The organism is Bradyrhizobium sp. BRP22 (genome assembly GCF_020194175.1).
In the GTDB taxonomy this organism is placed as follows: Bacteria; Pseudomonadota; Alphaproteobacteria; order Rhizobiales; family Xanthobacteraceae; genus Bradyrhizobium.
In genome coordinates this window covers 1-24,896 of the sequence record NZ_JADYVX010000058.1, presented here as the reverse complement: position 1 = coordinate 24,896, position 24,896 = coordinate 1, and the positions used below count along the sequence as shown (strand labels likewise).

19 protein-coding genes and 5 pseudogenes are annotated in these 24,896 nt (G+C 58.4%); 11 read left to right on the top strand and 13 right to left on the bottom strand.

All coding sequences use genetic code 11. The annotated features are described in order from the left end of the window. The first annotated feature begins 1,043 nt into the window (after window positions 1-1,043). Window positions 1,044-2,230, top strand: a pseudogene (locus tag I6F35_RS37690) (IS3 family transposase). Here the strand turns inward: I6F35_RS37690 and I6F35_RS37685 are convergent. The 7 genes and pseudogenes from I6F35_RS37685 to I6F35_RS37655 form a co-directional block, all read right to left on the bottom strand. Further along, on the bottom strand, window positions 2,175-2,789 hold the full coding sequence (locus I6F35_RS37685; protein ID WP_225122685.1) for a site-specific integrase: 615 nt from the start codon (window positions 2,787-2,789) through the stop codon (window positions 2,175-2,177). The pseudogene I6F35_RS37690 and the gene I6F35_RS37685 sit on opposite strands and share 56 nt — an antisense overlap. Window positions 2,790-2,901: 112 nt before the next feature. After that, window positions 2,902-3,162: a helix-turn-helix domain-containing protein gene (locus tag I6F35_RS37680; protein WP_225122684.1), complete on the bottom strand. Its 261-nt coding sequence runs from the start codon at window positions 3,160-3,162 to the stop codon at window positions 2,902-2,904. Window positions 3,163-4,307: 1,145 nt separating this feature from the next. Further along, window positions 4,308-4,463: a hypothetical protein gene (locus I6F35_RS37675; RefSeq protein ID WP_225122683.1), complete on the bottom strand. Its 156-nt coding sequence runs from the start codon at window positions 4,461-4,463 to the stop codon at window positions 4,308-4,310. Continuing rightward, window positions 4,460-4,774, bottom strand: a pseudogene (locus I6F35_RS37670) (IS701 family transposase); the annotation flags it as partial. The gene I6F35_RS37675 and the pseudogene I6F35_RS37670, both read right to left, overlap by 4 nt. Window positions 4,775-5,209: 435 nt before the next feature. Further along, window positions 5,210-5,997, bottom strand: a pseudogene (locus I6F35_RS37665) (NAD(P)H-binding protein). Between the two features lie 41 nt (window positions 5,998-6,038). Further along, window positions 6,039-6,572, bottom strand: coding sequence for a cytochrome b/b6 domain-containing protein (locus I6F35_RS37660; protein ID WP_225122682.1), 534 nt, complete (start codon window positions 6,570-6,572; stop codon window positions 6,039-6,041). Then, on the bottom strand, window positions 6,553-7,029 hold the full coding sequence (locus I6F35_RS37655; protein WP_225122681.1) for a MarR family winged helix-turn-helix transcriptional regulator: 477 nt from the start codon (window positions 7,027-7,029) through the stop codon (window positions 6,553-6,555). The genes I6F35_RS37660 and I6F35_RS37655 overlap by 20 nt, the downstream gene beginning before the upstream one ends. Window positions 7,030-7,124: 95 nt before the next feature. On the opposite strand from I6F35_RS37655, the gene I6F35_RS37650 reads away from it, so the two are divergent. The 6 genes and pseudogenes from I6F35_RS37650 to I6F35_RS37620 form a co-directional block, all read left to right on the top strand. Further along, window positions 7,125-7,493 (top strand): antibiotic biosynthesis monooxygenase family protein, encoded by a 369-nt coding sequence (locus tag I6F35_RS37650; RefSeq protein WP_225122680.1) that lies wholly within the window; start codon window positions 7,125-7,127, stop codon window positions 7,491-7,493. Between the two features lie 35 nt (window positions 7,494-7,528). Next, window positions 7,529-7,975: a DUF1772 domain-containing protein gene (locus I6F35_RS37645; RefSeq protein WP_225122679.1), complete on the top strand. Its 447-nt coding sequence runs from the start codon at window positions 7,529-7,531 to the stop codon at window positions 7,973-7,975. Window positions 7,976-7,986: 11 nt separating this feature from the next. After that, window positions 7,987-9,150, top strand: a complete 1,164-nt coding sequence (locus I6F35_RS40685) for an FAD-dependent oxidoreductase (RefSeq protein ID WP_346283240.1) — start codon at window positions 7,987-7,989, stop codon at window positions 9,148-9,150. A gap of 300 nt (window positions 9,151-9,450) precedes the next feature. Beyond that, window positions 9,451-10,413 carry a sulfotransferase gene (locus tag I6F35_RS37630; protein ID WP_275945537.1) on the top strand — a complete coding sequence of 321 codons (963 nt, stop codon included), beginning with the start codon at window positions 9,451-9,453 and terminating at the stop codon, window positions 10,411-10,413. Between the two features lie 156 nt (window positions 10,414-10,569). Then, window positions 10,570-10,944: a hypothetical protein gene (locus tag I6F35_RS37625; RefSeq protein WP_225122678.1), complete on the top strand. Its 375-nt coding sequence runs from the start codon at window positions 10,570-10,572 to the stop codon at window positions 10,942-10,944. A gap of 772 nt (window positions 10,945-11,716) precedes the next feature. Next, window positions 11,717-11,854: pseudogene (locus tag I6F35_RS37620) on the top strand (transposase); the annotation flags it as partial. Between the two features lie 264 nt (window positions 11,855-12,118). Here I6F35_RS37620 and I6F35_RS37615 read toward each other — a convergent pair. The 4 genes from I6F35_RS37615 to I6F35_RS37600 all read right to left on the bottom strand — a co-directional run bounded on the left by I6F35_RS37615 (window position 12,119) and on the right by I6F35_RS37600 (window position 18,955). Beyond that, the gene (locus I6F35_RS37615) at window positions 12,119-13,201 is read right to left on the bottom strand and encodes a cache domain-containing protein (RefSeq protein WP_225122677.1); all 1,083 of its coding nucleotides are present in this window, start codon (window positions 13,199-13,201) and stop codon (window positions 12,119-12,121) included. 10 nt (window positions 13,202-13,211) lie between these two features. Continuing rightward, on the bottom strand, window positions 13,212-15,182 hold the full coding sequence (locus I6F35_RS37610) for a glycosyltransferase (RefSeq protein ID WP_225122676.1): 1,971 nt from the start codon (window positions 15,180-15,182) through the stop codon (window positions 13,212-13,214). Further along, entirely contained in the window at window positions 15,182-16,387 is a 1,206-nt protein-coding gene (locus tag I6F35_RS37605; RefSeq protein ID WP_225122675.1) for an HlyD family efflux transporter periplasmic adaptor subunit, read from the bottom strand. The genes I6F35_RS37610 and I6F35_RS37605 overlap by 1 nt, the downstream gene beginning before the upstream one ends. A gap of 906 nt (window positions 16,388-17,293) precedes the next feature. Then, window positions 17,294-18,955, bottom strand: a complete 1,662-nt coding sequence (locus I6F35_RS37600) for an EAL domain-containing protein (RefSeq protein WP_225122674.1) — start codon at window positions 18,953-18,955, stop codon at window positions 17,294-17,296. Between the two features lie 628 nt (window positions 18,956-19,583). Between I6F35_RS37600 and I6F35_RS40360 the strand changes: the two genes are divergently transcribed. The 3 genes from I6F35_RS40360 to I6F35_RS37585 all read left to right on the top strand — a co-directional run bounded on the left by I6F35_RS40360 (window position 19,584) and on the right by I6F35_RS37585 (window position 21,522). Next, complete coding sequence (locus I6F35_RS40360; RefSeq protein WP_275945536.1) at window positions 19,584-20,984, top strand: GGDEF domain-containing protein; 1,401 nt, start codon at window positions 19,584-19,586, stop codon at window positions 20,982-20,984. Between the two features lie 10 nt (window positions 20,985-20,994). Then, window positions 20,995-21,147, top strand: coding sequence for a hypothetical protein (locus I6F35_RS37590; protein ID WP_225122673.1), 153 nt, complete (start codon window positions 20,995-20,997; stop codon window positions 21,145-21,147). Between the two features lie 165 nt (window positions 21,148-21,312). Continuing rightward, a complete protein-coding gene (locus tag I6F35_RS37585) occupies window positions 21,313-21,522 on the top strand; it encodes a hypothetical protein (protein WP_225122672.1) in 210 nt (69 codons plus the stop codon). 124 nt (window positions 21,523-21,646) lie between these two features. Here the strand turns inward: I6F35_RS37585 and I6F35_RS37580 are convergent. After that, a pseudogene (locus I6F35_RS37580) lies at window positions 21,647-21,955 on the bottom strand (transposase); the annotation flags it as partial. Between the two features lie 58 nt (window positions 21,956-22,013). Beyond that, a complete protein-coding gene (locus I6F35_RS37575) occupies window positions 22,014-22,484 on the bottom strand; it encodes a transposase (RefSeq protein WP_225122671.1) in 471 nt (156 codons plus the stop codon). Window positions 22,485-24,339: 1,855 nt separating this feature from the next. On the opposite strand from I6F35_RS37575, the gene I6F35_RS37570 reads away from it, so the two are divergent. Then, window positions 24,340-24,624 (top strand): hypothetical protein, encoded by a 285-nt coding sequence (locus I6F35_RS37570; protein ID WP_225122670.1) that lies wholly within the window; start codon window positions 24,340-24,342, stop codon window positions 24,622-24,624. The last annotated feature ends 272 nt before the right edge of the window (window positions 24,625-24,896 follow it).

The window sequence follows — 24,896 nt, the reverse complement described above, 5'->3', positions numbered from 1 at the left end:
ACGACACACAGTTTAGCTTGCGGGGTCATGGCGCTACTCCACCGACAAAAATCTGTCCGTGGCGGCTCTGGCCCGCCAGCCAGCGGTCCGGAAGCCGGCCCCGCGGAACTTGGCCTCCGATGGGCCTCTTTCGCCGAGTGAGCGCGGCCGTCGGGGTTTTTGGGGACAGGTCACGACGACTTCAAACCGATGTTCTTGGGTAGTATGTCGCAATAGCTTGCACCCGGACAAACGATGTCATCCACCATGCTCCCTAGAATTGTCCCACAATAGCATTCAATCGGAGCGCGATCAATTGAGCAGTTGATGAAAGAACCGACGGAAAGATTAAGCCCCACTGGGCAGCGCGACGGCTGTACAAACGGGCGCTCTTCTTTGTAAATGTGCGCCGGTACCCGTCGATCTCAAGCTGAATCAATTCGCGCTCCGCCGCGATGCTGGCATATCCCCGAGCGGGCTACCTTTGGCAAAGACGCGTCGCTCGCCCACGGTTTACCGTTCGTGTTCGCCGGACCCCACAAATTCACCTTCGGGGCTAATGCTTTTTTTTAGATATCGGCTATCGATACCCGTCCGTCTTATCTTAAGGTCGCATTGAGACGTTCGGTTTGCGCCGGCCGACTATTTGCTCCAAACCATGCGCGGGCCTCCAATTCCGAACCAATAATTGCTCAATCGCCATGTTGGCGTGCGCCAGCTACGACTCTGTCACGGTTGCCTTCGATAGCGCCAGTTCGACCGTGAACGTGGGACGGTAGGAGCGCCGATCCGGCGGCGAGCTTCCACGCAGAGCTACATGGTACGGCCACGATCCCCTCGTATTCGGTATCGGGACCGAGCACCCGGATCTCCGACGCATCAGCTTCTTTGATGTCACAACTGCGCGGCTCCACGTCAGCGAAACGACGGCATTTGAATTTGGGATCGACGTCGTTGAGGCGACAGGTCGTGATCATCGCCAGCATGATGGCGGCACGGTCTGACCTGCCACTGCGTATTTCCTCCAGAAGGAGTTAGAGTCCGGCCCGAACAAGGACGGACAGATGAAGCGAGCAAGGTTCACGGACGAGCAGATTATCGCGGTATTGAAGGAGCATGAGGCTGGGGCGAAGACAGCCGACCTGGCTCGCAAGCACGGTGTTTCCGAAGCGACGATCTACAACTGGAAGGGCAAATTCGGCGGCATGGAGGTTTCCGAGGCGAAGCGGTTGAGGGCCTTGGAAGAGGAGAACGCGAAGCTGAAGAAGCTTCTGGCCGAGCAGATGCTCGATGCGGCCGCGCTTCGCGAGCTGCTTTCAAAAAAATGGTAGGGCCCGCCGCCAAGCGCGCTGCGGTCGCGCATCTGCAGGCCGTCATGAGCCTGTCGGAGCGGCGGGCCTGCTCGATCGTGGGTGCGGACCGGAAGATGATCCGCTATCGCTCCAGCCGCCCGCCGGACGCAGTTCTGCGTGGCTGATTGCGCGATCTCGCCAACGAGCGGCGGCGTCTCGGCTATCGCCGCCTGTTCGTCCTGCTGCGGCGGGAGGGCGAGCCATCGGGGATCAACCGGATCTACCGGCTTTATCGCGAGGAAGAGCTCACCGTCCGCAAGCGGCGGGCTCGCCGCAAGGCCGTGGGAACCCGGGCTCCGATCCTGGTCGAGGCGAGGCCCAATGCCCGCTGGTCGCTGGACTTCGTCCATGACCAGTTCGCCAATGGCCGACGCTTCCGCATTCTCAACATCGTCGACGACGTCACCAAGGAATGCCTGGGCGCCATTCCGGAGACCTCGATCTCGGGGCGGCGCGTCGCCCGCGAACTCACGGCGATCGTCGAGCGACGCCGCAAGCCAGGAATGATCGTGTCCGACCATGGCACCGAGTTCACCTGCAACGCCGTGCTGGCTTAGTGCAAGGACGCAGACATCGATTGGCACTTCATCGCACCGGGAAAGCCGATGCAGAACGGCTTCATCGAGAGTTTCAACGGCCGGATGCGCGATGAGCTGCTCAACGAGACTCTGTTCTTCGATCTCGATGACGCCCGCGCCAAGATCGCCAATTGGGTCGCCGACGACAATCTCCAGCGTCCCCACTCGTCGCTGAAATACCTGACCCCCGCGGCCTACGCCGCCCACCTCACCGCAACGGACGATCGGCTGCGCAACCCCGACCAGCTCCGCCGATCGTCCGTTGCTACAACCGTGCCACTTGGCGTACAAAACCCCGAGGCTCTAACTGCCGCTGGATGAAAATGCAGTGGCAGGTCAGTCTCACCGCAACCGTGCGCGTAAGCCAATCGAGAGATGACCACTGAAGGCCCCTGAGCTCTCCTTGCCGCATACCTCTCCGCAGCGCCGTCAGAACCAGCTCGCGCACTAGGCCATTCGCCTCGGAAAGGAGCAACTCACACTCTTCGGGCGAAAGATAATCAATTTCGGGCAACGCCCTTTTGGGCCATTTGATCTTCGGTGGCGCGTCCTCAAGCTCTAGCCACTCGTATGCGGTGAGCAAGCACTTGTTGAGCACCGTCAGGCGATTCGTGATCGTCTTGTTTGTGTACCCTTGCTGGACCTGCTGAGCTTTATAGCGCTCGACGTCATATCCTTTAATTTGTCCCACCGGCTTGCGACCAAAGAATGGGAGCAGAGATGAAGACAGAATGTACTTCTTGGACAGTTGCTCAGAATATTTGTTGTTCGGCCTTACATAGTCCTCAAACCATTTCACCGCGAACTCGGCAAAGGTCAGGTCCTTCGACCGTAGCGCTCCAATATCTATCGAATCGCCACGTGCTAGCTTTTGTCGCAAGGTCGCTTCGTCGCCTGCGCTCCGGCCTTTGTGTTCTCAGGACTACGTTTTCTATATCGTGTGGAGTTGACCGTGAAATCGGCCCACCACGAATTTTTTATCATTCGTACTGTCATATCCGTTGTTTATCGATTGTTTCGGTCCGCTGCCTCGCCAAATACGAGATGACGTCGTGCTTGGTGAAACGAATGCTGCCGCCCACTTTGAGGAAGGCAATGCGTCGCCGCTGTTGCAGGCGTCGCACGCTAGAAGCGGAAATTCTCAGTAGTTCGGCCACTTCAGCGGCGGTCAATAGCTCAGCATCGGCTCTGAAACAGTCGGGAATTTTCAAAGAACCATACGGCGTCGGCGAATTATCATCGCCGGCTGGCATCTCGACTCTACCATTGTTAGGAGATTTGTGCATGTGCACATGTTGCGCGCCGACTGGAGCGATGGCCAGGCGCGGAGCCGTGACCACAGGAGACGTTCGTGAAATCTTGGACGGACTTGCGACGGCTCTATCAGCCACAACTGCCTGAAACCGGAGCCGTCGCCTGATCAAAAGTGCGACAGATTCTAGACAGTACCCCGCGGGGCACCTTTGGACGATCATGGAAGACCATTCCATCTAGGAGAAAAAGTCATGATCTAGCTCGGCCTCGATGTTTCGCTGAATTGTGGACGAGACCGGAAAGGTGATCCGGGACACGTGGAGACCGATAAACTGCTTCATGGTTGTCTCCCGTTTGATGCTGGGCCCGGCGTCGAGTCGAGAGCCCGTACTTCATCCAGTCGGGGAGCAACTACCTTAATCCAACGCATCACAACCGCGCCGGCGTTCCCAACCCCGCGATTACCCTATGTAATTGAAAGCAAGTCAAGGTGAGCGTAATAGTTCAATAGCTTCGCATCACCCACGGCGGTACGGTGATGCATATGGCATATACAAGGAATCCACACCTCGGTGAGCGTGTCTTTGCCGCTTACGTCCGGACGAAGAGGCGGCCAGCCCCGATCGACGAAAGAGGTGCTTTTTGTCTTCCATTCCATGCTCCAAATGAGGTTCTGTGCGGAAGGGATCGTTTTTAAAGGGAGCGCCATAAACCTTGGTATCATTCCGTGCCCCCCTTGAGCTGCCCAACGTTTACCAACGTTCAATTGAGCTGCTGATCGCGATCGTCTTAGCTGCGTATGCGGCTGGCTGTAGCGACATCTCATTCGTCATCGCCGGGGTCGGCCGCTGATAGCTAATCAGGAGGTCGCGGATTCTGTTTTTCGTCGGAATGGCGGTCTTAGCCGAGGCGTGGCTAGAGGCGCTGATTGAACCATTCGAGCTTGCGTGGTGCGAATTTGAATACCAGTGGGCTCTACAACGCCTCGAAGAGAGGGAGGCCGGGGCGGGCTAGGCCCCCCAGCCGCGCCCCTCGCGTAGAGCCCGTCGGTTTCTCCGGCGGGCTTTTCCTTCATGCAAACATCCCCGGTTTGAATCCCGGTCGGCGAGCCAGACACGCTCGCGGCTTAGCCATTGTCTTAGCATTACAGTTGCATTTTTGTCTTGAGATGGGCTTTGCGCGCGTTGGCCTGATGAGCCCTGCGCCAGGACGACCATGCTAGGACGTGGGCGTGCGAGAAGCGCCGCTGGGCAAGCTTGATGGCGATGCGGCGGATTTCCTGGATCGACCAGCGGATCAAGAACGATGCTTCGGTCGAGGCCGCGGTCGCGTTTTTTTGAGCAACGGCGTTGGCCTGATGACGGATGACGGCCATCATGGCGAAGACCAGCATGACGAGTGAGACATGGTGATGCCAGCCATACCAGGAGCGGGTTTCGTGTGATCAAGGCCGAGCTCGTTCTTAGCGGTTTCGAAACTGTCCTCGACCGCCCAACGATGGCCTTCCACCGATACCAGCTTCTGCATGGACGTGCCCTTGGCGCACCATGTGGAGAAAAAGGCCACGCTGCCGTCGGCGATATTGCGGCGGATCAGAAGACCCCGCGTCCATTCTAGGGGAATCGCATATGGCCTTAGAGGGGTATTGCATAGCGGTGCGAATTGGATTCTTCGGGTGTTTTCCGATTCCCGAAGGAGACCAAGGTGCGCAATCTCAGGCGCATGTTTCGACCGCTCGAGGATCCGCGTGCCAGCAACGCCCAACACAGTCTGGTGGACATCCTCGTCATCGCCTTGGCGGCGACGCTGGCCGGCGCCAAGATAGGCTCCGCGCAGCGCCTTGCCGTCGATGCTGACCACGTGTCTGGGCGGCAGGCACGCGCATGGCGGCTGCTGCTTGCCCCCTCGCGGCACTCGGACGCAGACTCGCCAAGGGGCCGAAGCTGCGGCAGGAGATTTCCGAAGACCTGCCCTCAGTCAACAATCGGGAGGCACCATCGAACGGGCCCCATGAAACTGTTCGAACCTTGCAGCCTCCGACGTTCGCTATACTGACAGTGATGCAAGTGCCTTCGCGATAACAGCACGATACGGCGTTGTGGGTCGCCCGATAAGGTTGCTCAGCTGGCGACCCACATCATCCATGGCGCCTTGCGCGGCTGCCGCGTCGGAGCTGGACAGGAGATCGGCCAACTCCTCGGACATTCCAGCCTTCAAAAGTATCGCCTTATAGGCGCTTTCGGGGAGATCCTGATAGACGACCTTACGGCCACTCTCACTGGCGATCGCTTCGGCGAATTCCGCAAGGCTGTAGCTGTCGTCCCGCACTGCCGAGCAAAGCGCCATGCTCGAGCGCTGGACCGATCGAGGCGGCATAATTCTCTGTGTACCAGTTGTTGCGAAGCAGACCGAAGGGTAGTGACGACGCCTCCAACGCCGCTTCGGTCTCCCGATGATCTTTTGCTATAGGCAGTAGCGAGGTGTCGGCTCTCAGCAGACTGGTATAAGCGATCATGCTGACACCGGCTTGCTCGGCGGCATTGATGACATTGCGATGTTCCTGGACCCTTTGCCCGCCATCGTGTGATGAAATGAGCAAGAGACGATCGCCCCCTTCAAAATGCCGCGAGCAAAGTTTCTGGCTCGGTATAGTCCGCTTTGCGAACCTCAATGCCGCGCCTGCGGAAATCCTGCGCCACAACGCTGTCAGGCGATCGAACGCCAGCAATGATGGTCTCGGTGGGCACCCGGACCAGCAGCGCCTCAACGACAAGCCTTCCCAACTGCCCAGAAGCACCGGTGACGAAAATCTTACGAGAATTATTGCTGGTCATGGCTGTCCTTGTTTCGGGTAGACTCTGCAGTTCTCTGTTGCTCAGGCTCGGTACCACATGCGCCAAAGCAGCCCATCGCGGCGAATGAAGTGGTGGTAGAGCGCCGCGCCGACATGAGCGAGCAGCAGAGCGACCATAAGGTTCGCTCCGAGCCCATGCGGGACGCGCGGCGGATATTGGTCGAAATTCGGCAGGGCGGCGGCTGGCTCGCCGAAGATTGCCGGTCCCGCACCGCTTAAAACGATCATGCCGACACCGCTGACGATCATGCCGAGGATGACGACATAGAAGGCTAGGTGTACACCGCGCGCCAGCCGCTGTTGCCAGAGGGATGTATCCTGCCTCGGCTCGGGTTTACTGTCGACAAACCACCACCAGACAATGCGGAACGCAGTCAGCAACAAGAGGAATATTGCCGTCGGCACATGCACGCGAAGGCAGATCGTTTTGGTATGGGCGTCGAGAGCGTTGTCTGCCTGAAATCCCGAACCCAGCGCGAGAAGGATGAGGATGGCGGTTAGCCAGTGGATCGTGACTGGAACAGCGCCGTAGCGGTCAGAGCTGCTTTTCAGCATCGAGCTCTCCCTCGAGTCTTTCTCGCAACGTCGCGAGCACGCGCTGCGCTGTCTTGATCTCTTCGACAGAGAGGCCCTCTGCCAATGCATCGGCCCTCGGATTGTATGTGTTGACCGCGGCGTCGTAGGCCCGACGACCTTGTTCAGTCAGCACGACGAGATGCGCCCGGCGATGATGAGGGTTGGGCTCGAACACCACGATCCCTTCCTGGTGCAAATCATTGACGATGCGCTGCACGTTCTGCCGGTTCGCCCCGAGATCCCGAGCAATCCACGCCACCGGCTGAGGGCGCTCCGCGAATACGATCGCACCAAGAACCTGCCACCGCGCGCTAGTCAGGCCGAATGGGGCAACGAGCCTGTCCCCCCAGGTTACGGTCAGGTTGTTCGCCCTGAACATGGTGAGGATCAGATCGGTCAAGGCGTCGCCTGCTGCATTTCTGGTCGTCAGGTTCATTTGTCACCTTACACATCTTGACATGATGATGTCAACTAGCTATGTGTCCCTCGCTACAAATCGACATCATAGGACCAAACTGGAAGGACGCTACCATGTCCCTGTTCAAGCCCATGGACGAGAAGTTTCCCATCCAGCGCCAACTCGGCGTCGCTGCGTCGCCGGTCGTGCTGATCAATCTCTTCGCGATCGATGCTGCCGATGAGCAGGGCTTTCTCGACGCCTGGTCGGACGATGCGAAATTCATGAAGGCTCAGCCGGGCTTCATCTCCACCCAGCTCCATCGCGCGATCGGCGATAGCCCGACCTACCTGAACTATGCGGTTTGGAAATCCACGGAGACGTTTCGCGCCGCCTTCACCCGTCCTGAGTTCGTCGCGAAGTTGTCCGCCTATCCGTCGTCCTCCGTCGCCAGCCCGCATCTGTTTCAGAAGGTCGGGGTTGCCGGCATCTGCACGGCCTGATCCCGAGAACAGCATTCGAAACCCAGGAGAAGAGCATGCCGCTGCTGTTCAAGGTTCTGGCCATCACCGGTTCGGCGATGTTTGCAGGCGTCATGCTCGCCATCGGCATCATCTTGGTCGGATACTGGAAAAGCCTCCCGCCCGCCGACTTTCTCGAGTGGTTCGCCCAGAATAATCATCTCGTCATGAGGGCGATCCCATTTGCCGTCCTGCCGACTCTGGTTGGACTGGCAGGCATGCTCTGGTTCGACTGGAGCGACAGCACAAATCGCGTCATCTGGCTGGGCGCTGCCGCCTGCATCGTCGCTGTTCTAGCTATCACGATCGTCTACTACGTGCCGAGCAACGCTGCGTTCGCCGCGAAAGCCGTTCCCGTCGATCAGGTTTCGAGCAAGCTCGACACCCGGCTGATCATTCACAACCTTCGCATCATGCTTGCCTTGGTCGCCTCGGCGCTCGGGGTATATGCGGTCAGCCGTTAAGGGACACAGCGATGCTCAAGATCGTTCATCCCGTCGCGGGCGCGATCGCCCTGCTCACCATCGCGACCTCCTGGGTGAGCACTGCGGGTTCCGAAGTTTCCGGCTCCGAAGCTGCCGTCGTTGCGGTCAAGACCGCTATACCCTGGGGTTTCCTCGCCCTGATCCCGGCGCTTGCTGCGACCGGCGGCTCCGGCTTCGTCTGGTCGAAGGGCCAGCGCGAGGGCCTCGTCGGCAAAAAGCTGAGGCGTATGCCGTTGATCGCGGCGAACGGCATTCTGATCCTTATCCCGGCGGCGCTGTTCCTCGCATCCAAGGCGCGCGCCGGAGAGTTCGACACGACCTTCGATATCGTGCAGGCGCTCGAGCTGGCCGCCGGGGCGACCAATCTCGCACTGCTCGGCTTTCAGATGCGGGACGGGATGGCGCTGACGCGGTGGAGGCGTGGAAGCTTCCTCAAGCCGGGCGTCACCCGCCGCGCGACCCGCCTTTTGGCGAAGGATGACGTCGCGCACGGCACAGTGGCGTTCCACCTGGAAAAGCCCGACGGCTTCATATTCGAGGCCAGCCAAGCCGCGTACCTGACACTCCCCGCGTTGAATGAAGGCGACACGAAGGGCCGGGTGCGGACCTTCTCCATCGCCAGCGAGCCGGAAGACCCGGATCTGGTGATCGCAATCAGGCTCACTGGCTCGGCCTTCAAACGCGCCCTTGCGAAGCTCCCTGATGGATCGATCGTCGAACTCGAAGGGGCCTATGGCGACCTGACGCTGCATGACGACGCCACGCGTCCCGCCGTGCTCCTTGCCGGTGGAATCGGCATCACGCCGTTCCGCAGCATGATCCGCGAATACACAAGGCGCCGGCAAGGGCGCGATCTCACCCTCTTCTACAGCAACCGAAGTGTTCAGGACGCCGCGTTCCTGTCCGAACTGCAGGCGCTTGCGCGGGAGAATGCGCGGTTCGGGCTGGTGGCGACGATGACCGACGCTGGGGACTGGCAAGGCGAACGCGGCCCCATAACGCGCGAGATGATTGAGCGGCATATCGGGGGCCTTGCCGGCTCGGTCTTTTACCTCGCCGGTCCTCCGGCGATGGTCGCTGCGATGGCTGCCATGCTCAAGGGCTCCGGCGTCAGGCGTGAGGATATTCGGGCCGAGGAGTTCGCCCGGTATTGATGATGATCGCTCCGGTCTCACCGCCTCCCAACGTCGGGTCACGGAACGCCTATAGCCTGCTTGCCGCTGCGGATTGAGCGCGTGCAACGAGGCCATGGTGACGCCGAACCTTCGATTTTAACCTAATCCCCTGTTAAAAGGACCGCGCAATGCACGGTGCAGTTATCGATCTCCTGCTCATATGACGATGCTGCGCACGCGGTCACATGTGGGACAGCACGGCTGCCGTTATTTCTTTCAACCGGACAAAGGGAGGCTCGGGCGGCCGCTCGCTTTGTCCAAGCATAAGGGGGTGGAATCATGAGCCGAGCTGCCAATGATTTGCCTGCGGTCTGCTTTCTCCTCGGCCTTCCCCGGTCGGGAACGACCCTGCTGTCGCATTTGCTCCGCCAGCACCTAGATATTGTAGCGCCGCCTGAGCCCTGGTTAATGCTGGCACTTGAGGCATTTGGCAGGGTGGATCACCGTCACCCAGCCGGGGCATCACTGATTCAGGACGCCACCTCCGAGTTTTTGGGCCGAATAGATCGTACTATCGTCAGTCGCGCTTTTGCCGATGCGGTTTACGGCCAATATTTGGCAGCAGCGGGCAAGCGTACCTTCATAGATAAGACGCCGCGTTATTGGATGGTGCTCGATTTTTTGGATTCTCTTTATCCAGAAGCGCCACACATCCTTCTACTACGTAATCCCTACGCTGTTGCCGCTTCACTGAAATCGACATGGGGCATCCCGCTCGTGCCAGAAACCTGGCCGCCCGCCAGCTTATCTTCTCTCTACGATCTCGTGCTCAGGCTGCCTCCCGACATCGCGTCTTCTCTCGCCGATCTCGTTCTGGGCCTGCCTACGCTCGCCGCGCACCGCGGTCGGCGGCAGACGCAGGTGGTGCGGTACGAACATTTGGTGGCGCGCCCCGACAAGGAAATCCGGCGCGTGAGCGCTGGCCTCGGCTACGATCCAACCTGCATTGCATCGGCGACGATGCAGCAGCCGGAATATCTTCGCTCCAGTCGCTTCGGGGATCGAAAAATCCTAGAGAGAACGGCAGTCGATGACCGCTCAGTCCATACTTGGCAAACCGAACTGAGCATCCAAGAGATGCAAGCAATAACGGACGCAGTCGGCGCCGAGCTTTTGATAGAGCTCGGTTATGAGCAGGAACTTCGGCACGTACAGCAAGCCGGGATCGTGGATAGCGGTCGGGCTGTAACCGAACAGTATCGCCAGGTATTTCGAACCTGGTGGGATTCGCGCCGCGCCTAGCGAGGAGCTCGTGCTGTATCTCCGGTAGAGGGCAACAGGGATGGAGGGACCGATCCTGTCCTCCATGACACGACGGAATTCAGCTTCAAGCGCGATAAGCCGGATCTGATTGGCTTTACGGGTAAGACGGCAGGGCGCACACAGTGCGGCATCCTGATGCATTCGAGCCTCGCCGTGACGACCGAGGGCTTCCGTTCGGACTGGGGGCAATCAAGTTCTGGACGAACGACGGCGCTGAAGCGAAAGATCAATCCGACACGGGGCCCGATCGAGCAGAAGGAGAGTATCCGCTGGCTGGAGAATTTACGGCGATCGACTGACCTCCTCGCTGCCCCTGGACGAGGGCCGAAGCGACGAAAGAAGATCGAGTGGAAGCTCCTCCATCTCCCGGCCAAATCGCGCAAGGACGCCATCGAGAAGCTCGAATGGTACGCGTTGAGGTGGAAGATCGAAGTCTTCCATAAGATCCTCAAATCGAGCTGCAAGATGGAGGAGTCGAATTGCGAATCGCTGAGCGTCTGGTTAATCTGATCGCGGTTTTCCGCATTGTGAGTTGGCGCGTCTTCTGGATGACGATGCTCAATCATTCCTCGCCGAATGCCCCACCGCAAACGGCGCAGACAGATCCCGAAATCAGGCTTCTTGATCATCTGGTGAAAGACAGGGGTGGCGATCGCTCTTACGAAGTACGCTCTCGCTCTATGTGTCATGGGCAGCTGGGCGCCAGGAGGATATGGCGAACCACGGCAAAGGCCCTGCCGCATGCAGTACAGGTCGCTGCCCTTCGGCGCGCGGCTTAGAGAGGAAGCCCTGCGGGGGCAACCATCTTGGTGCGCGCAACATCGGGTGTGGGGCAACTTCCACACAACAAGCTACCTCTTGCCAGCTCAATATCTGCGTCATCAGAGTCAAGGGCATTTGAACTAATCCGGGCAAACGGCCCGATGGATTTTCTCCGCTTGGCAGACGCTGTGGCGAGAGAATGTAAGATAGTTGGTCGAGAGGTGGAGCGGTCGTTGCGAATTCTGGTGGAACGGCGCCAGCTAAGATAGGATCCTCGTTATAGGCTGGTGATCAACGAGAATTGCCATGCGCGCGGAAGCGAAGGTACGCGGTTCGTAGACGATAAAGGAACGAGAACGGCGTCGGCATAACGCAGCCGAGAAAGACCAGCGTCGTAACTTCGAAAGGGACCGAGAAAGAGTTCTATGCTCCTCCGCCCTCGGACGTCTTGGAGGTATAAGTCAGGTCGTCAGTGCTGAACACATTGAACCGTTTCACAATCGACTAACGCACACCACCGCTCGAGCGCATCATGAAGGAGATCCGGCGACGAACCCGTGTCGTCGGCGCCTTCCCCGACAGTCAATCCTGTCTCAACTTGGCGGCGGCCCGGCTGCGGCACCTTGCCGGACGGCGTGGTCGACCAAATGCGACATGAACATGCGACCGCTCTATCAGCCACAACTGTCTGAAACCGGAGCCGTCGCCTGATCAAAAGTGCGAAAGATTCTGGACAGTACCTCGCCGTGTTGACCGCACGCGTCTCGACATTGATAGTCGGCTTGCCGGTCGAGCCGGCCCGCTGATGGCGAACAGGACAGAACACTTCTACGCAAGTCGACGCCCAGTGCGCTAAAGTCCGACGTGAAAATGGTTCCGACAGTCGTTCAGCTAGTCGTCCATTCGGTCCTTGGCATACCAATTACAACCCAGAGTTCACCATCAGCTTCGCCTGGATTCGAGCCAGGGCATCACTGAGCCGCGCCGCTTCATCGAAGCGTGTTTCCGGGTACGGCGGGCGCGCGGACGGATCACGCACGAGGGCCTCCGCTGTATCCGAGAGCCGGCGCAACGGCGTCCTCAGCCACTGCGCCGCGCATAAGAGCAGTGCTAGTGCCGCAATGGCGCAAGCACCGAAACTAGTCCAGAATGACCGGATCAAATTACGGGTGGACGCCATCGCAGCGTCAGCACTCTGCCGAACCAGAAGAGACCAGCCGAAGCTTGGAAGGTCCGCGAAACCGACTGTTGGAACTATCACCGTGAAGTAGTCCCTGCCGTCAGGCCAACGTTCGGCCAGATACGCGGTGGTAACGCGATTAGCCGCAAGCGCGGAGCCAATGTTGAGCGGCTTGTTGATGAGATCCGGCGGACCAAAAAGGACCGTTCGATCACCCGAAAGCAGCAGCACGTCAATGCCGGGAGCCTGCAACGAGTCCATGCCTTCTGCTACCCATTTCCAATCAAGGTGAGCGCCGATTACCCCGGCAACAGAACCGGCATGACGCAATGGGGCAGCCAGATCGATAAAGCGATAGGGCGTGCGAGATGCGGGCAACTGGCTAGCGAGGAGTTGAGCGGCGTGCACATCGATAGCCGTCGGCGAGACAAGGCCGCGCCTGAACCAAGGTCGCTGTGCAACGCTTACTCCCTCAAGCATACCGTCTTTGGCCACGAGAACCATCCCTTCGAGCTCCGCCACGCCCAGCCAAGTGTAGCGCCGATCAAGACGACTCAAGAAGTTTATGTGTTCTCGCGCATTCGTCAGATCTGTTGGGTCGATTAGCTCGGCGGAACGAGCCACATCCATCCAAACCCCATAGAGTCGGCGCGCCAACAGCGCGGAGCTTAATTCGCCGCGAGCCCTTAGCGCTTCGACTTGCAGTTGCTCTCCCCGTTGCTGTAGCAAGGCCGTGTAGATCGTCGCGGTCACCAGTGCAGGGACCAACATGAGCAAGGCGCCTCCAAAGAACACCAAGGAGAGTAGGCTCATTCTTTTTGGCATCTCGCGCTCCTCAACTCGTTAGATCTCGCGCTAACTCACGGATCATTTGCAAGATGTTCCCCCGATCAGCCCCCGGGGCGGCAGGATCGGTGTGAAGCTTCTTGATAATTTCAGCCCTCTGCTCGGCAGTTGGAGAGAACCTAAGTCGATAGCCATCACGCGTCGTCGCAGCAATATGCGCGTCGACCTCGCCAATCCCGGGAAGGCTGAGCTTCCCTGCTGCTCCTGCGGAAAGTCCCGATGGACCGCTGATTCGCGCGCCCCCTGGACTCAGATTGAGAAGCCACCCGCGGTGCTTCTCACCTTGGACCACAAACGTGATGGGTTCAGGGATTTGGCGCTGAGGCCGATCATACCGCGGTCGTTCGATGCAAACCGCGACAGCCACCAGCAATACGAGGATGTTGTAAACTGTCCAGAACATCACAATAGCCGTGCCGTCCCCGGCTGTCGCCGACGTATTGAAGACGAAATCGGAGTTCAGCGGCACGATCAGGCCGCCGATCGTCAATCCGAGCAGAATTAGGAATGGTCGCATCAACGCCCATTGAACAACAACTTTGGTACGGTTTCCGCCCTTGGCCGTTACGGAGAAGTTATGCGATCCGCCGGTCAGCAGCCCCAGAGCAGCGGCCCGGCTGATCGGCCAGGCCGCGATCAGCTGAGCGGTATCATTGAGAAGCGGGACGAATAATCCTTTAGAAAGCCAGTTCAAGGTCACCAGAACCATCAAATAATAGGGTACAAAGAATTTGATAATGTCGACCAGCGATGCGTTCACGATTGTAATGCCACACCACCAGTACAACAGTGGGCAAATCAGGCTGGCAAGCCGGAACGGAAAGGTACCGAGCCAATAGAGCAGTGAATCGATGATGCCGATTCGATGCATCAGGCCAAGGCCGTGCAAGCCGAATGGATTGTATGAGCTGCGGACAATCTGCATCAGGCCAAGACACCATCGGCCACGCTGGACGATATATTCCTTCAATCCTTCGGGGGCCAAGCCTTCGGTCAGCGGTTCGTTAAGATAGACGGTTTGCCAACCGTTTTCGGCGAGCTTGAGAGTAAGCAGGAAGTCCTCGGTTACGCTTTGCGTCGGAATCCCACCAATCCGTTCGATCGCATGGACCCGCATTACGGATGAGGTGCCGCAGCAGATGGCAATGCCCCAAGCGTCCCGCGCCGGCTCCACATTGTCAAAGAAATGACGTTGCTCATCCGGATATGCGGTAGTTATTCCCAGGTTGTGTTGGATGGGATCCGGATTGAAGAAGTGCTGCGGGGTTTGCACAAGCGCTACGATCGAATCGTGAAACAATGCCAACGCGCGCTCGATGAAGTCCACATGAGCGACGAAATCAGCATCAAGTACGGCGACAAAGGCCGGAGGATCTAGATTTCGGGCGCGCTCTCGAAGTGCATGGTTGATGTTCCCCGCCTTGGCGTGCGTCTTATCCGAACGTGCGAAGTATCCGATTTGGTGCAACTCGCAAAGTTGCCGTACCCAATCCCTGCCGCCGTCGTCGAGCATAAAAACGCGAAGTCGTGGATACCGTATTGCCGTCGCACCAACGATTGTACGCTCCAGTACTTCCGACGGCTCGTTGTAAGTCGTGATAAAAACATCAACGCGCGGAGGGTCTCCAGGCAGCCACCATTCGGAGTAACTGTCCGCTTCGGTCGTCCGCTCCTTCACCTGCGAAAGTATGAAAAATGCGATCGACGATGACAGCACGGTTAGAGCTTCGAGCAAGGCGAATGCCCAACCGAACAGTGCGTCCGCAGTCCAGTCGAGCGGCGCCAGCGTTTCGGCGAACCGCCAAGCCACGTAGCGCCAAGAAAGGATGCCAGCCGTCCCCAGGAGAAGAGCGCGCCAATACCATTTCGTCGAATTGAGCAATGGAAGGACAGTAAGGCGGAGCCCGATGATCAAAGCGGTGCCTGCGAAGGCAGCAAGGAGTGGGGACAGCAGCAGCATCAGAGGCCGTACCGCGTAAGAAATCGACGGAAGGTTGCGATGGGACCGCCCGTGAAAATAACGCGTCCAGTACGCCCGATCGCGCAGCCAAGATCTGGCTCTCCTGCGAGGTCTGGAACGGTCACGGTGACATCAAAGCGCTGGAGATGTTGCGCGCTTGGACCCACAGCAAGATTGGCGTAGAGCGAGGTCGCACCAGATCCGCCAAGGCGGGTTATGGTTCCATTGAAAATCCGATCATCCCCGAACAACCGAAACTGGACCGCCGCGCCCACGGAAACACTATCATAAAGCGATTCGGCGACGCCCGCGGTGACGATCAGCGTATTGCAGTCGACGATCTTGAGGAGATCCTGGCCGCGGCGCGCGTATTGGCCATCTTCTACCAGTATGTCCCAGACGAGGCCAACGATGCCGGCTTTGAGAGTCGCGAAGGTCAAACTATTGACACGAAGACGCTCGGCATCGATTTGCCGGTTGAGCTGGACCATGCGCGCGGTCACCTGCTCCTTGTCGACATTCAGCTCGGCCAGTCGTTGCTCAAGTTCACGCGTACGTTGGGTCGAGAAGGGAGCATCATTGTAAGACTCCCCGATGAAGACGCCGTCACGGGCCGAAGCGAGTTCCGTCTCTAGGTAATTCACTCGCTGCTGCGCACTCTCCAGTTCTTGCTGCGCGACGTCGTAAGTTGCGCGAGCGCGATCCAGATTCGCCGCGGTCTGGACACCACGCGTGCTTAGTTCGTTCGCGCGCTTGAACTCTGCGTCCGCTTGACGGAGGCGTGCGGCCGCAGCGTCTTGAGTAGCCTTCGTTTCAGCAATCCGGGCCTCGATCTGCCGAACTCTGCCACGCTGGTAATCAGTTGACTGAGCATCAAACCGGGACTTGGACGCGGAGAAGGCCTCCCGCTGGCCAGCGATGCGCTTGAGCTCGATTTGCTGGTTTTCGCGATCGCGATCAAGCTCAAGGAGTCTAGCCGTATCGAACCGCTGGTCATTGATTTCAGCTATGAGCTCGCCGGGACTAACACGCGCGCCGATTGTCTTTACGGCAAGCGTTACGTTTCCTTCGATCGGCGCGCGAACGATGTAGAGTCGAGCATTGAGTGTAGCATCCCCTGATGTTCCAGCGAAGTGCTCGCCGATAACTACGTATAGTCCCGCGGCCAACAGGGTCAGACCGACGACTACACGTACGAGCCTCATAGGCAACTTCCAACTGCATTGATGATGGGAGGATAATGCTGCCCAGCGGAACTTTCCACGCGAGACAAACACTCAACATGGAGCAGCGTAAGCTCGACCCTCCGCCCTTGGTTGCTACGCCCGGTGCCGCTCTTAGCTGTTCGGGTCCTATTGATCAGACTAACAGGCTTGTAAAGAATAGCTTCGTGATCTCAGCGGCAGGAGGATCCGCCTCATCAGAAGTGGCTACTGTTACAAACTCCTTTCCGCAGTTCCAGCAGCGCCAAAGATCCTGGACTTCCCGCTTCTCCCTGCGTTCATGCCACTCGAGGTGGACCAACGCAGAACTACATTGAGGGCAGTTTTTGTTATGTTGTATTGAGAACGACCACATCTGGTAGCTCGTTTCATTGCGCAAAAAGGCCGTAGCGAAAGCAAGAACATCTTCGCAAGCAGCTGCGGCGGATGAGACCTCCTTTTCAAGCCTCGTGCCAACTGCGAGAGCTTGATCAGTAAAGGCAATTTCCTCAAGCGAGCGTACCAAGACGGACAGCATGTCAGAAATCGGACAGTGCAGGTAATGTTCCAGCGCTGGGCGCCCCAGTGAGGCTCGGGCTAGCTTTGACAACCGTCGGATGCTCGATCCACGAACTGTCGCTAGCAATCAAGGCGGTTGACTCGACGTCATTCGCTGGACCGGCAACAGGCGCCCCGCGTAGCCGATCCAATTGTTGCTCCAGAAAAGCAGCAAGTCGTCGCTTGTCCATTCCGTCGAGACCCGGTGTATTGGTGAACTTTCGACGCCAGGCAGATTCGGGCACGCTTGAGGTGTCTTTGGAGCGTAATGCCTTATCTTCGAATCGTCATCCTGCTCTATCGTCTTGTTGAGCATCACCTTTCGGAGAAACCGATATCCACTTTTCCGGCTCATGCTCGAGGAGCTGTTATAGACGGCGTATTGTGACAGAAGCTCCCCGGAGAATCGAGCGCATCGACTTCCGCATGCAGGCCTTCTTGTCCATCTTCAGCAACCGCCGCGCTACCGAATTCACGATTAAGCAGCGCGGGGATACCGGCGGCCGGGACCGCACCACTGAACAGGTAGCCTTGTCCTTCGGTGCAACCATTGGCCACCAGATAGGCCAGCTGGCCCGCGTCTTCGACGCCCTCGGCCGTGGTCGTCAAGCCAAATCCGTTTGCAAGGCCAAGGATGGCACGAACGATCACTCGGCTGTCAGTACTGTCGCCGAGACGCGACACGAAGCTGCGATCTATCTTGATCTTGTCAAGGCGAAACGAAAGCAACTGGCTAAGCGTAGCATAGCCTGTTCCGAAATCATCGAGCGCGATGCGGACCCCAGCTTGACGGAGTTCATCAACCACGCTCTTCGCAACCCCGGTCTTTTCTACGAACGCGCTCTCGGTAATTTCGATCTCCAGGCGGCGCGGACTGAGCCCGGCTTGCCCAAGGATCGATAGAATGCGCTGCCCGAGCGCGGGATCCCGCAATTGAACGGGAGAAATATTGAAGGCAAGCGTAAACGTCTCCGGCCACGCATTGGCATGGAAGCAGGCGCGGCGAAACAGCTGATCGCCAAGTGCGTTGATAAGGCCCGTTTCTTCTGCAATCGGAATAAACACGTCGGGCGGGATATGCCCCAAAGTCCTGTTTTCCCAACGCGCCAGGGCCTCGAACCCGATAATGCAATTACCTTTGAGCGAAACCAACGGCTGGTAGTGCGGCTCGATAATATCGGCCGTGATGGCGCTGCGAAGCTCTCGCTCGAGCTGGATGCGCCGCTCGACATGAATGTCGATCTCTGGTTCGAAAAACCGAACACACGACTTGCCATCGCGTTGCGCGCGATAAAGTGCACGTTCTGCGCGCCTGACCAATTCATGGAGATTGACGCCGTCAATGGGAGCGATGGCGATGCCAATTCGAACACCAAGCTCGGCAGCCGCCGTCTCGATCGCGAAAGTGTCGGCGGCGGACGCCACAATACGGCGCGCCAGATTGGTGGGATCGTCGGGGGAACTAATGTTTGGCAGGATAATCCCGAATTCGTCGCTTCCAAGCCTCGCCAGGACGCCATCCTTGCGCAAGATGTCGGCGACCCTGTTCGCAAATTCGCATAGTGCCTTGTCCACCGCTGTGTGGCCATGCGTGTCCTTGATCTTCTTGAAGCCGTCAACGCCAAGCATCAGAACGGCCAGCTGGTGCGTGTCGCTGGCCAGGACAAGGCACGCATCGAGTTTTTCATCAAACAGGCGACGGTTGGGAAGGCCGGTCAATGGATCGTGTCGTGCCAGATCGCGCGCTTCTGCTTCTGCGATGGTTTGTGCTTTGATTTCGCAGGCGATATCTCGATAGCGGCGAACACTAAAGATTGTCAGCGCAACGCTCAGGAAGAACGCGATGAGTACGGTGTCGTCGAGTGTCGAATCCGCATAGCCCCGTCCCAGCTGGAACAAACGAGGGCCAAGCTCATAAACATACGCCAAGATCGAAGCGAGAACGACGCCCCCAAAGAGAGCAATGAAATCCCTTGTGGCAGAACTACGGCAACCGAACCAACCGGCGTACAATCCGCGCGATCGTGGAGTTGACAACGTCATCACAGTCGAACCTTTGCTGACTCCGGTTGTTCCAGCGAGGTTCTTACAGGTAGCACAAATGTCAACTACCAGATCTTGTGCTCCGATCGTCGGAACTCGAGTAACGCTTCGCAAGCCGCGACGGTAAACGCACCGCCGGATCGCGATAGTCCCGGGCAAAAGTCATTTGGATCGACCCTGCCAGTGTGCACGTTGTAACGCGGACGAAGCCACGATTAACGCCCTCAAGATGCAGTTTCAAAACCTTGCGGGCTCTGGCGCGCGCGTGGCAAGAGCGAACGGATGGCAGAGCATCACAGCTGTGCTAAACGGCTTCTAGCCGCGATGGCGATCGGCAGGGTGGACATGATCTCACGCCTCCATCGGTATGCACCAACCACGAGGCCGAGCCCCCGGCGACAGTTGCTGAGCGTCCCGGACAGGTTGCATGTTCTAGAATTGAAGAACGTCGCGTGTTACGGTGGTGCCATAAAGTCCTTGTCGACTGGCTGTGCGACTGCCGAAGACCGTTCCGGTTTAAAGTCGCTCTCGCGACCGGCGAGGCACCGAGAGTTCATGAAACCACCGCAGGTATCAGCTTGGGAGAGGTTAGATACATATGAGCACCCATCTTGCGGTACACGAGCCGCGCGCGTTCCGGCTGGTCACACACGCGTATGTGAGCCTTCTCCTTATCGCCTTCGCCCTGGCGCCCGCCCAGTTCATCGCCTACCTGTACTTTCAGCAGGATCCCACGCTAAAATTCGAAAATCACCTGTTCCACGAATTCGCGATTGCCGTCGCCATCCTCGAAGGGCTATTCGTCACCTATGTGACGTGGCGTTGCTACCGGTCTTCAGGCGAACCTCTATTGCGTTGGTTGACGCTAGGTTTTCTCGGCTTCGTGCTGATCTATTCGCCGCACGGTGCCCTCACCCGGATGGCACACTACAATATTTGGCTGTTTCTGCTCTATGGACCGGCGTCGCGTCTCGCGATGTCGATTCTGCTCTTTGTTGGGCTGCTCAGCTACAGCCAACCGTCAGATGAGGTCGAGAAGCGAGCGGATGCGGGCGCATGGCTGATGTGGATTGGCCTGTTCTTGACGATGGACATCGCCGTCGCCTTGATCGCCTACTCCCCCTATGCGGCACACCCGGCGGTGCGCTTATCGATGGAGGGCGGCGCACTGGTGTTCAGCGCGCTGAACGTCGCGGTCATGCTCATGCGACGGATTCACTCGCCGCTCATGCTTATTTTCGGGATTTCGGTCGCGTGGTTTGCGCTATCGTCGCTCGCATTCATTGTGGCGGCGCCGTGGAATCATATGTGGTGGCTCGCCCACGCGATCTTTGCTGGCGGGTTCCTCCTGCTCAGCTATGGCGTTGTCCAGGCTTTCCGAACGACGCAATCGTTCTCGACCATCTATAGCCAGGAAGAAATGATGGCCCGCCTGGCCGAGTCGATGGCCGACACTCAAAGGGCGCTACAGCAAGTGCAGCGGAGCAACGAAAGGTTGGAACGCCTTGCCGCCACCGACCCGCTGACCGGCGCCGGAAATCGGCGCCATTTCATCGAGCATATCGGCGCCGAGATCGCGCGGGCTAAACGAAGCGGTGCTCCATTGTCTCTGCTGTCGCTTGACCTCGACCATTTCAAGGCTATCAATGACTCACGTGGTCACAGTGTCGGCGATGAGGTCCTCCGCGTATTCGTGCGAAAGTGTCTGGAGGCGATCCGCCCTTACGACTCTGTCGCGCGCGTGGGCGGTGAAGAATTCATGGTGTTGCTGCCGGGGGCGACGCTCGACACGGCTTGCGCGGTAGCCGAGCGCCTTCGATCGACCATCGAAGGCACCGCATTCGACGTCGGAGCCGAACCGCCGGTCGGCGTCACCATCAGTGTTGGGGTGTCGGAGTTCGGGCGCGATGGAGACACACTTGACGGATTCCTGAACGTCGCGGATCAGCGGCTCTATCGCGCAAAATTTGAAGGTCGCAATCGTGTGTTTGCCGCGTAGGCGCTCCGCCGTGACGCCGGTTCTCGCCGTTATTATCCAAAAGTCAGATCCAAAACTCCACGGCCCAATTTCTTCTCGTGGTCCATCAATTTTGTTCGCCGACGAGGTTCGCACCTCATCTGATAAGATCGAGCTGCCGCAAGAATTGTTTGTCGATGGATGAGGATTGCGCATGACGCGTTAGTCAAAGAAATCAAGTGGGGATCGTCCGTCTTTCCTGGCATCAATCACGCTACACGGCGGCGGTTCTTGTGATCGGTCAAAACTAGTAAGTGCCGCCGAGCCTTAGATTTTGTCTCTATGCCGTGAACAAATAAGGAGGAGCACCATGGACGCAGGCCGACGCCAGCTCCCGAGTGGCGTGATGAGTTTGATCGGCTCTCAGACCGGCCAGAAAGCGACGGCCGTGCTCCTGCTCCTCCTGCTTGAATGTGATGCGCCGTTGATCGTCGACCAGACGGAGGACGAGAAGCCGGCGAGCACGAGCACTGAGTCGACGGTGTTGCCGCCGCAGGCCTTGCAAAACCCCTGGTCCTGATCCGGCTCCAAGGTTGCGGTGTCCTTCCGTCATGCAGAGCGCCGGACATGCCGAGTCCTTAAGTGCGGTGCCTAACAGAAGATCGTCGAGGCTCCCATAGCCTTATCGCAAAGCCTCATCAGTTTTAGCAGTCTGCTGAAAACCCAGAAATTGCCGCATCGCGGTGTCTTTGGGTCGGGGTTTCAGGTGATGTGTTCGATGCTGTGCGGCTCTGGCGGTAGTCTGCGCAGCGGCTTTTCTTTGCCATGACCAGTTTGGGGATGCGTATCAGATTGTAGGCGATCAGGTTGAGGGTGAAGTCGGCGGCAACGCGCCAGAGGCCGCGATGTTTGGTTTTGCGCATCGTCCCGTGCTGCTTGCCCCAGCCGAAGATGCATTCGATCATCGCCCGGCGCGATTGCGACATGCCATAACCGTGTGGTGGCGCGTGGTCCGTTCGTCGATGGCGCCTCGGCGGCGCTTGCCGGTTTTGGTGATGGCGTTGTTTTGCGTCACGTGCGGGGTGACGTTGAGGGCGCGAAGATTGGCCACATGATCGGCCGTGTCATAGGCCTTTGCTTGACCTGAGGATGGTTCAAAAGCTTGGTCATGAACTTCGCAAACACGTCGCCGCTCTGCAGCCGCTCACGGTTCTTTGTGAAGCTGGTCGGATCCCAGACCGGATCGTCCGGCGACAATCCCACGAACCAGCGGTACAACAGATTGTAGTCTAATTGTTCCATCAGCTGTCGTTCCGACCGAATGCCGTAGAACACCTGCAGCAGCAACGCGCTCAGCAATTGTTCCGGCGGGATCGAGGGGCGTCCTTCGCTCGAATAGAGCTTCCCAAAGCTCCGGTTCAACTCGCTCAGCACATCACGCACCAGCGCCCGAATCTTCCTCAGCGGATGGTTCGACGGCACCCGCGCTTCGGGCGAGATGTACGAAAACAACCGCCCCTGATCTACAAATGCGCCGCGCATGCGAAGATCCTCTGATTCGTAATTGAAAATTGAATCAGCAAATTCCCGCTACCGCGAGGGGTTTTTCAGCAAACTGTTAGCGCATTCTGGGAAAGAACAAGGTCGGACATGTACTCCTCCTCGCTCCCAGGACCTGAGGATTTCGGATGCTGAAGGGGGGCGGCGGTACGATCGGCATTTGCTAAAGGCGAGCCCTGCTACCCGCTCCGTGCCGCAACCGGCACCGCTGCCACCGAATTGATGGCGGAGCGCGAGACTGAGCAATGTCCGACTTCTGTAGGTATCCTGTCCCTATGCGACCTTGAAAACCAGACGCGATAATTTGCCTCGCTAGCCAGTCTTAGTGTCGCAAAAGGCTCGCGAGCGCTGGCCGGCAGCTTCTCAGCGATTCGGAGCCACAAGGGCCAGAGTTGATTGATTTTTCAGGTACTAAGCGTTCATCCTCAAACAATTACCGGTTGACAATTACGTGCGGCAACCCTGACCAACCTTTTTGGAATTTTGCGGCGTACTAAAGAGTGCCAGCTAAGTCTGCGATCACCCAATGTTCCTATCATCGTGGATTACCTTACTAATCGGCTTTGGGGTGACGGGGGCTGTCCTCGCGCTAACGGTTTCACAAAAGCACCTACAACCGTCACCCCTACAATTCTTCGTTTAAGAACGCTGCTTTCGCTGGGAGCCGCTGCGATCGCTCAGCAATACCGGGATCCCTTGAGTTAGAGGTTCCAAGCCACGCAAAGGCGGGAGGCAGCTTGGCAGTGTTTCTTCTTGTCTATCTGAGGGCGCCAGCGGGATGGAATTACGTAAAGTCATCTAAGACGGTCCCCAGCGACCGTCCGATCAGCGCTGGCGATCGTGTTCGGGTGCGGCCCGGACCCTAGACTTAAGGTCACACGCTTCGCGAATTACCATCCGTCACGCAAGACGCCCCCGTCGGCCCCGTCGGATGCGTACCCGGATGGAAACGGTGATCACGATGCTCTGAATGGGTGATCACGATCGGCTGGAACGCGCAATTAACCCCATTGGCCGCCTGAGCGCGTATGTCGGCGCCCATGATCCTGCCGCCCTAGGTGACCTCGCGCTTCTTGGTTGCTCAAGTCTGGCAATTACAGGGCGGCCCTGCCAGGCAATGCGCCAGGTTTGGTTAGCGGCGCTTGCGACGCTCACCAGCACTGCTACTTGACGCGCGCGCCCTCGCACCTATTTTCGCGAACAGGGCCTTCCCTCAACCAAGGGATTGACGTAGCAAACGCTGGGTGAACGACGATGATCGATGAGTCCCTTGCTCGCATGCGCACGCATCGCAACAACATTCACCGCTATCGCCAATTGCTTAAACCAAACTGGCGGAGCTGGAGCGACAATATGTCGAGCAACGGCTGTCGGAAGAACTGTCAGCGCTCGAAACCGTCGCCAACACAGCGCTTCCGTTCAGCCTACCGTCGCCGAGAACACCTCCCGAGAGCGTGAGCACCTAACCAGCGAGCCGCCTCTCACCCGAGCTTGCGGCTATTGCGCCCCGCCTGGATAGCCCCCTCTGGGCGGCCAGCGCCGCTGAGCGCGCATGTCAGCACCCATAGTCTCCCGCCAGATGCCCCGCATTTCTTCCTGCATCATGGCCGCCGGCGGCGGGCCGGCCGGTCGCCAGCCCCCTCGGTCAACCGCCCGTTTCGATGAGCCCAACCAAGGCGGCCTTCTCTTCAGCTTTGTTTCGATGTACGCGTTCACAATCTGGGCGAAGGAGCGGCGATCCCCGACCACGGCATTGGCCCGGGCCAGCACGTCTTGCTGAACAAGCCGAAGGCCGCTCTTGCGGGCTCTCGGCAGGGCGGCATCCCAGTATTCGTTAATGGCCCTTTCAGCCAACGGAATGCAGTTCAGATCGCCTTTAGCGATCAACCTGCGCAGGATTCCTAAGCAAGTTTCCAAGTGGGGCATCGGCCGAAGAGCTATTGATTTTCGGGTTCTCGGCGTGTTCGGCGAGCTTTTGCCATTCATCAGCGAGGCGCTGCCACGACTCTTTGTCGAGCGGACGGTTCGCTCGCTCCGCCTGCGCACGGCCAATCCTCGGCTTTGGCGCGGTAAGGCTGAATTGTTTCGTGTCATATTCTGCTCAGTGCGTGAGTCCAGGTAAGGTGCCCCGGCGCGGCCATCTGCACTCCGCGCCGGGGCGGTGCTCCCTCTCGGCCGACCGGGACGAGCGAATGAAGTCGATCAGCAAAGAGGTCGCACGTCAGAAGAGCACGCAAAGCAAGCCGGCAGTTTCTGTCCGCCTGGGCTGCCTGGGAGGCCGGACCTCGTAGCCGCAGGAGCCGGAAGGCCACTCGGCACGCCAGCAACATAGCGCCGCTAATTCGCTTTGGCTTTGATTTAGATCACCTTCGCGCGATGGTCGCAGGCCGCTGC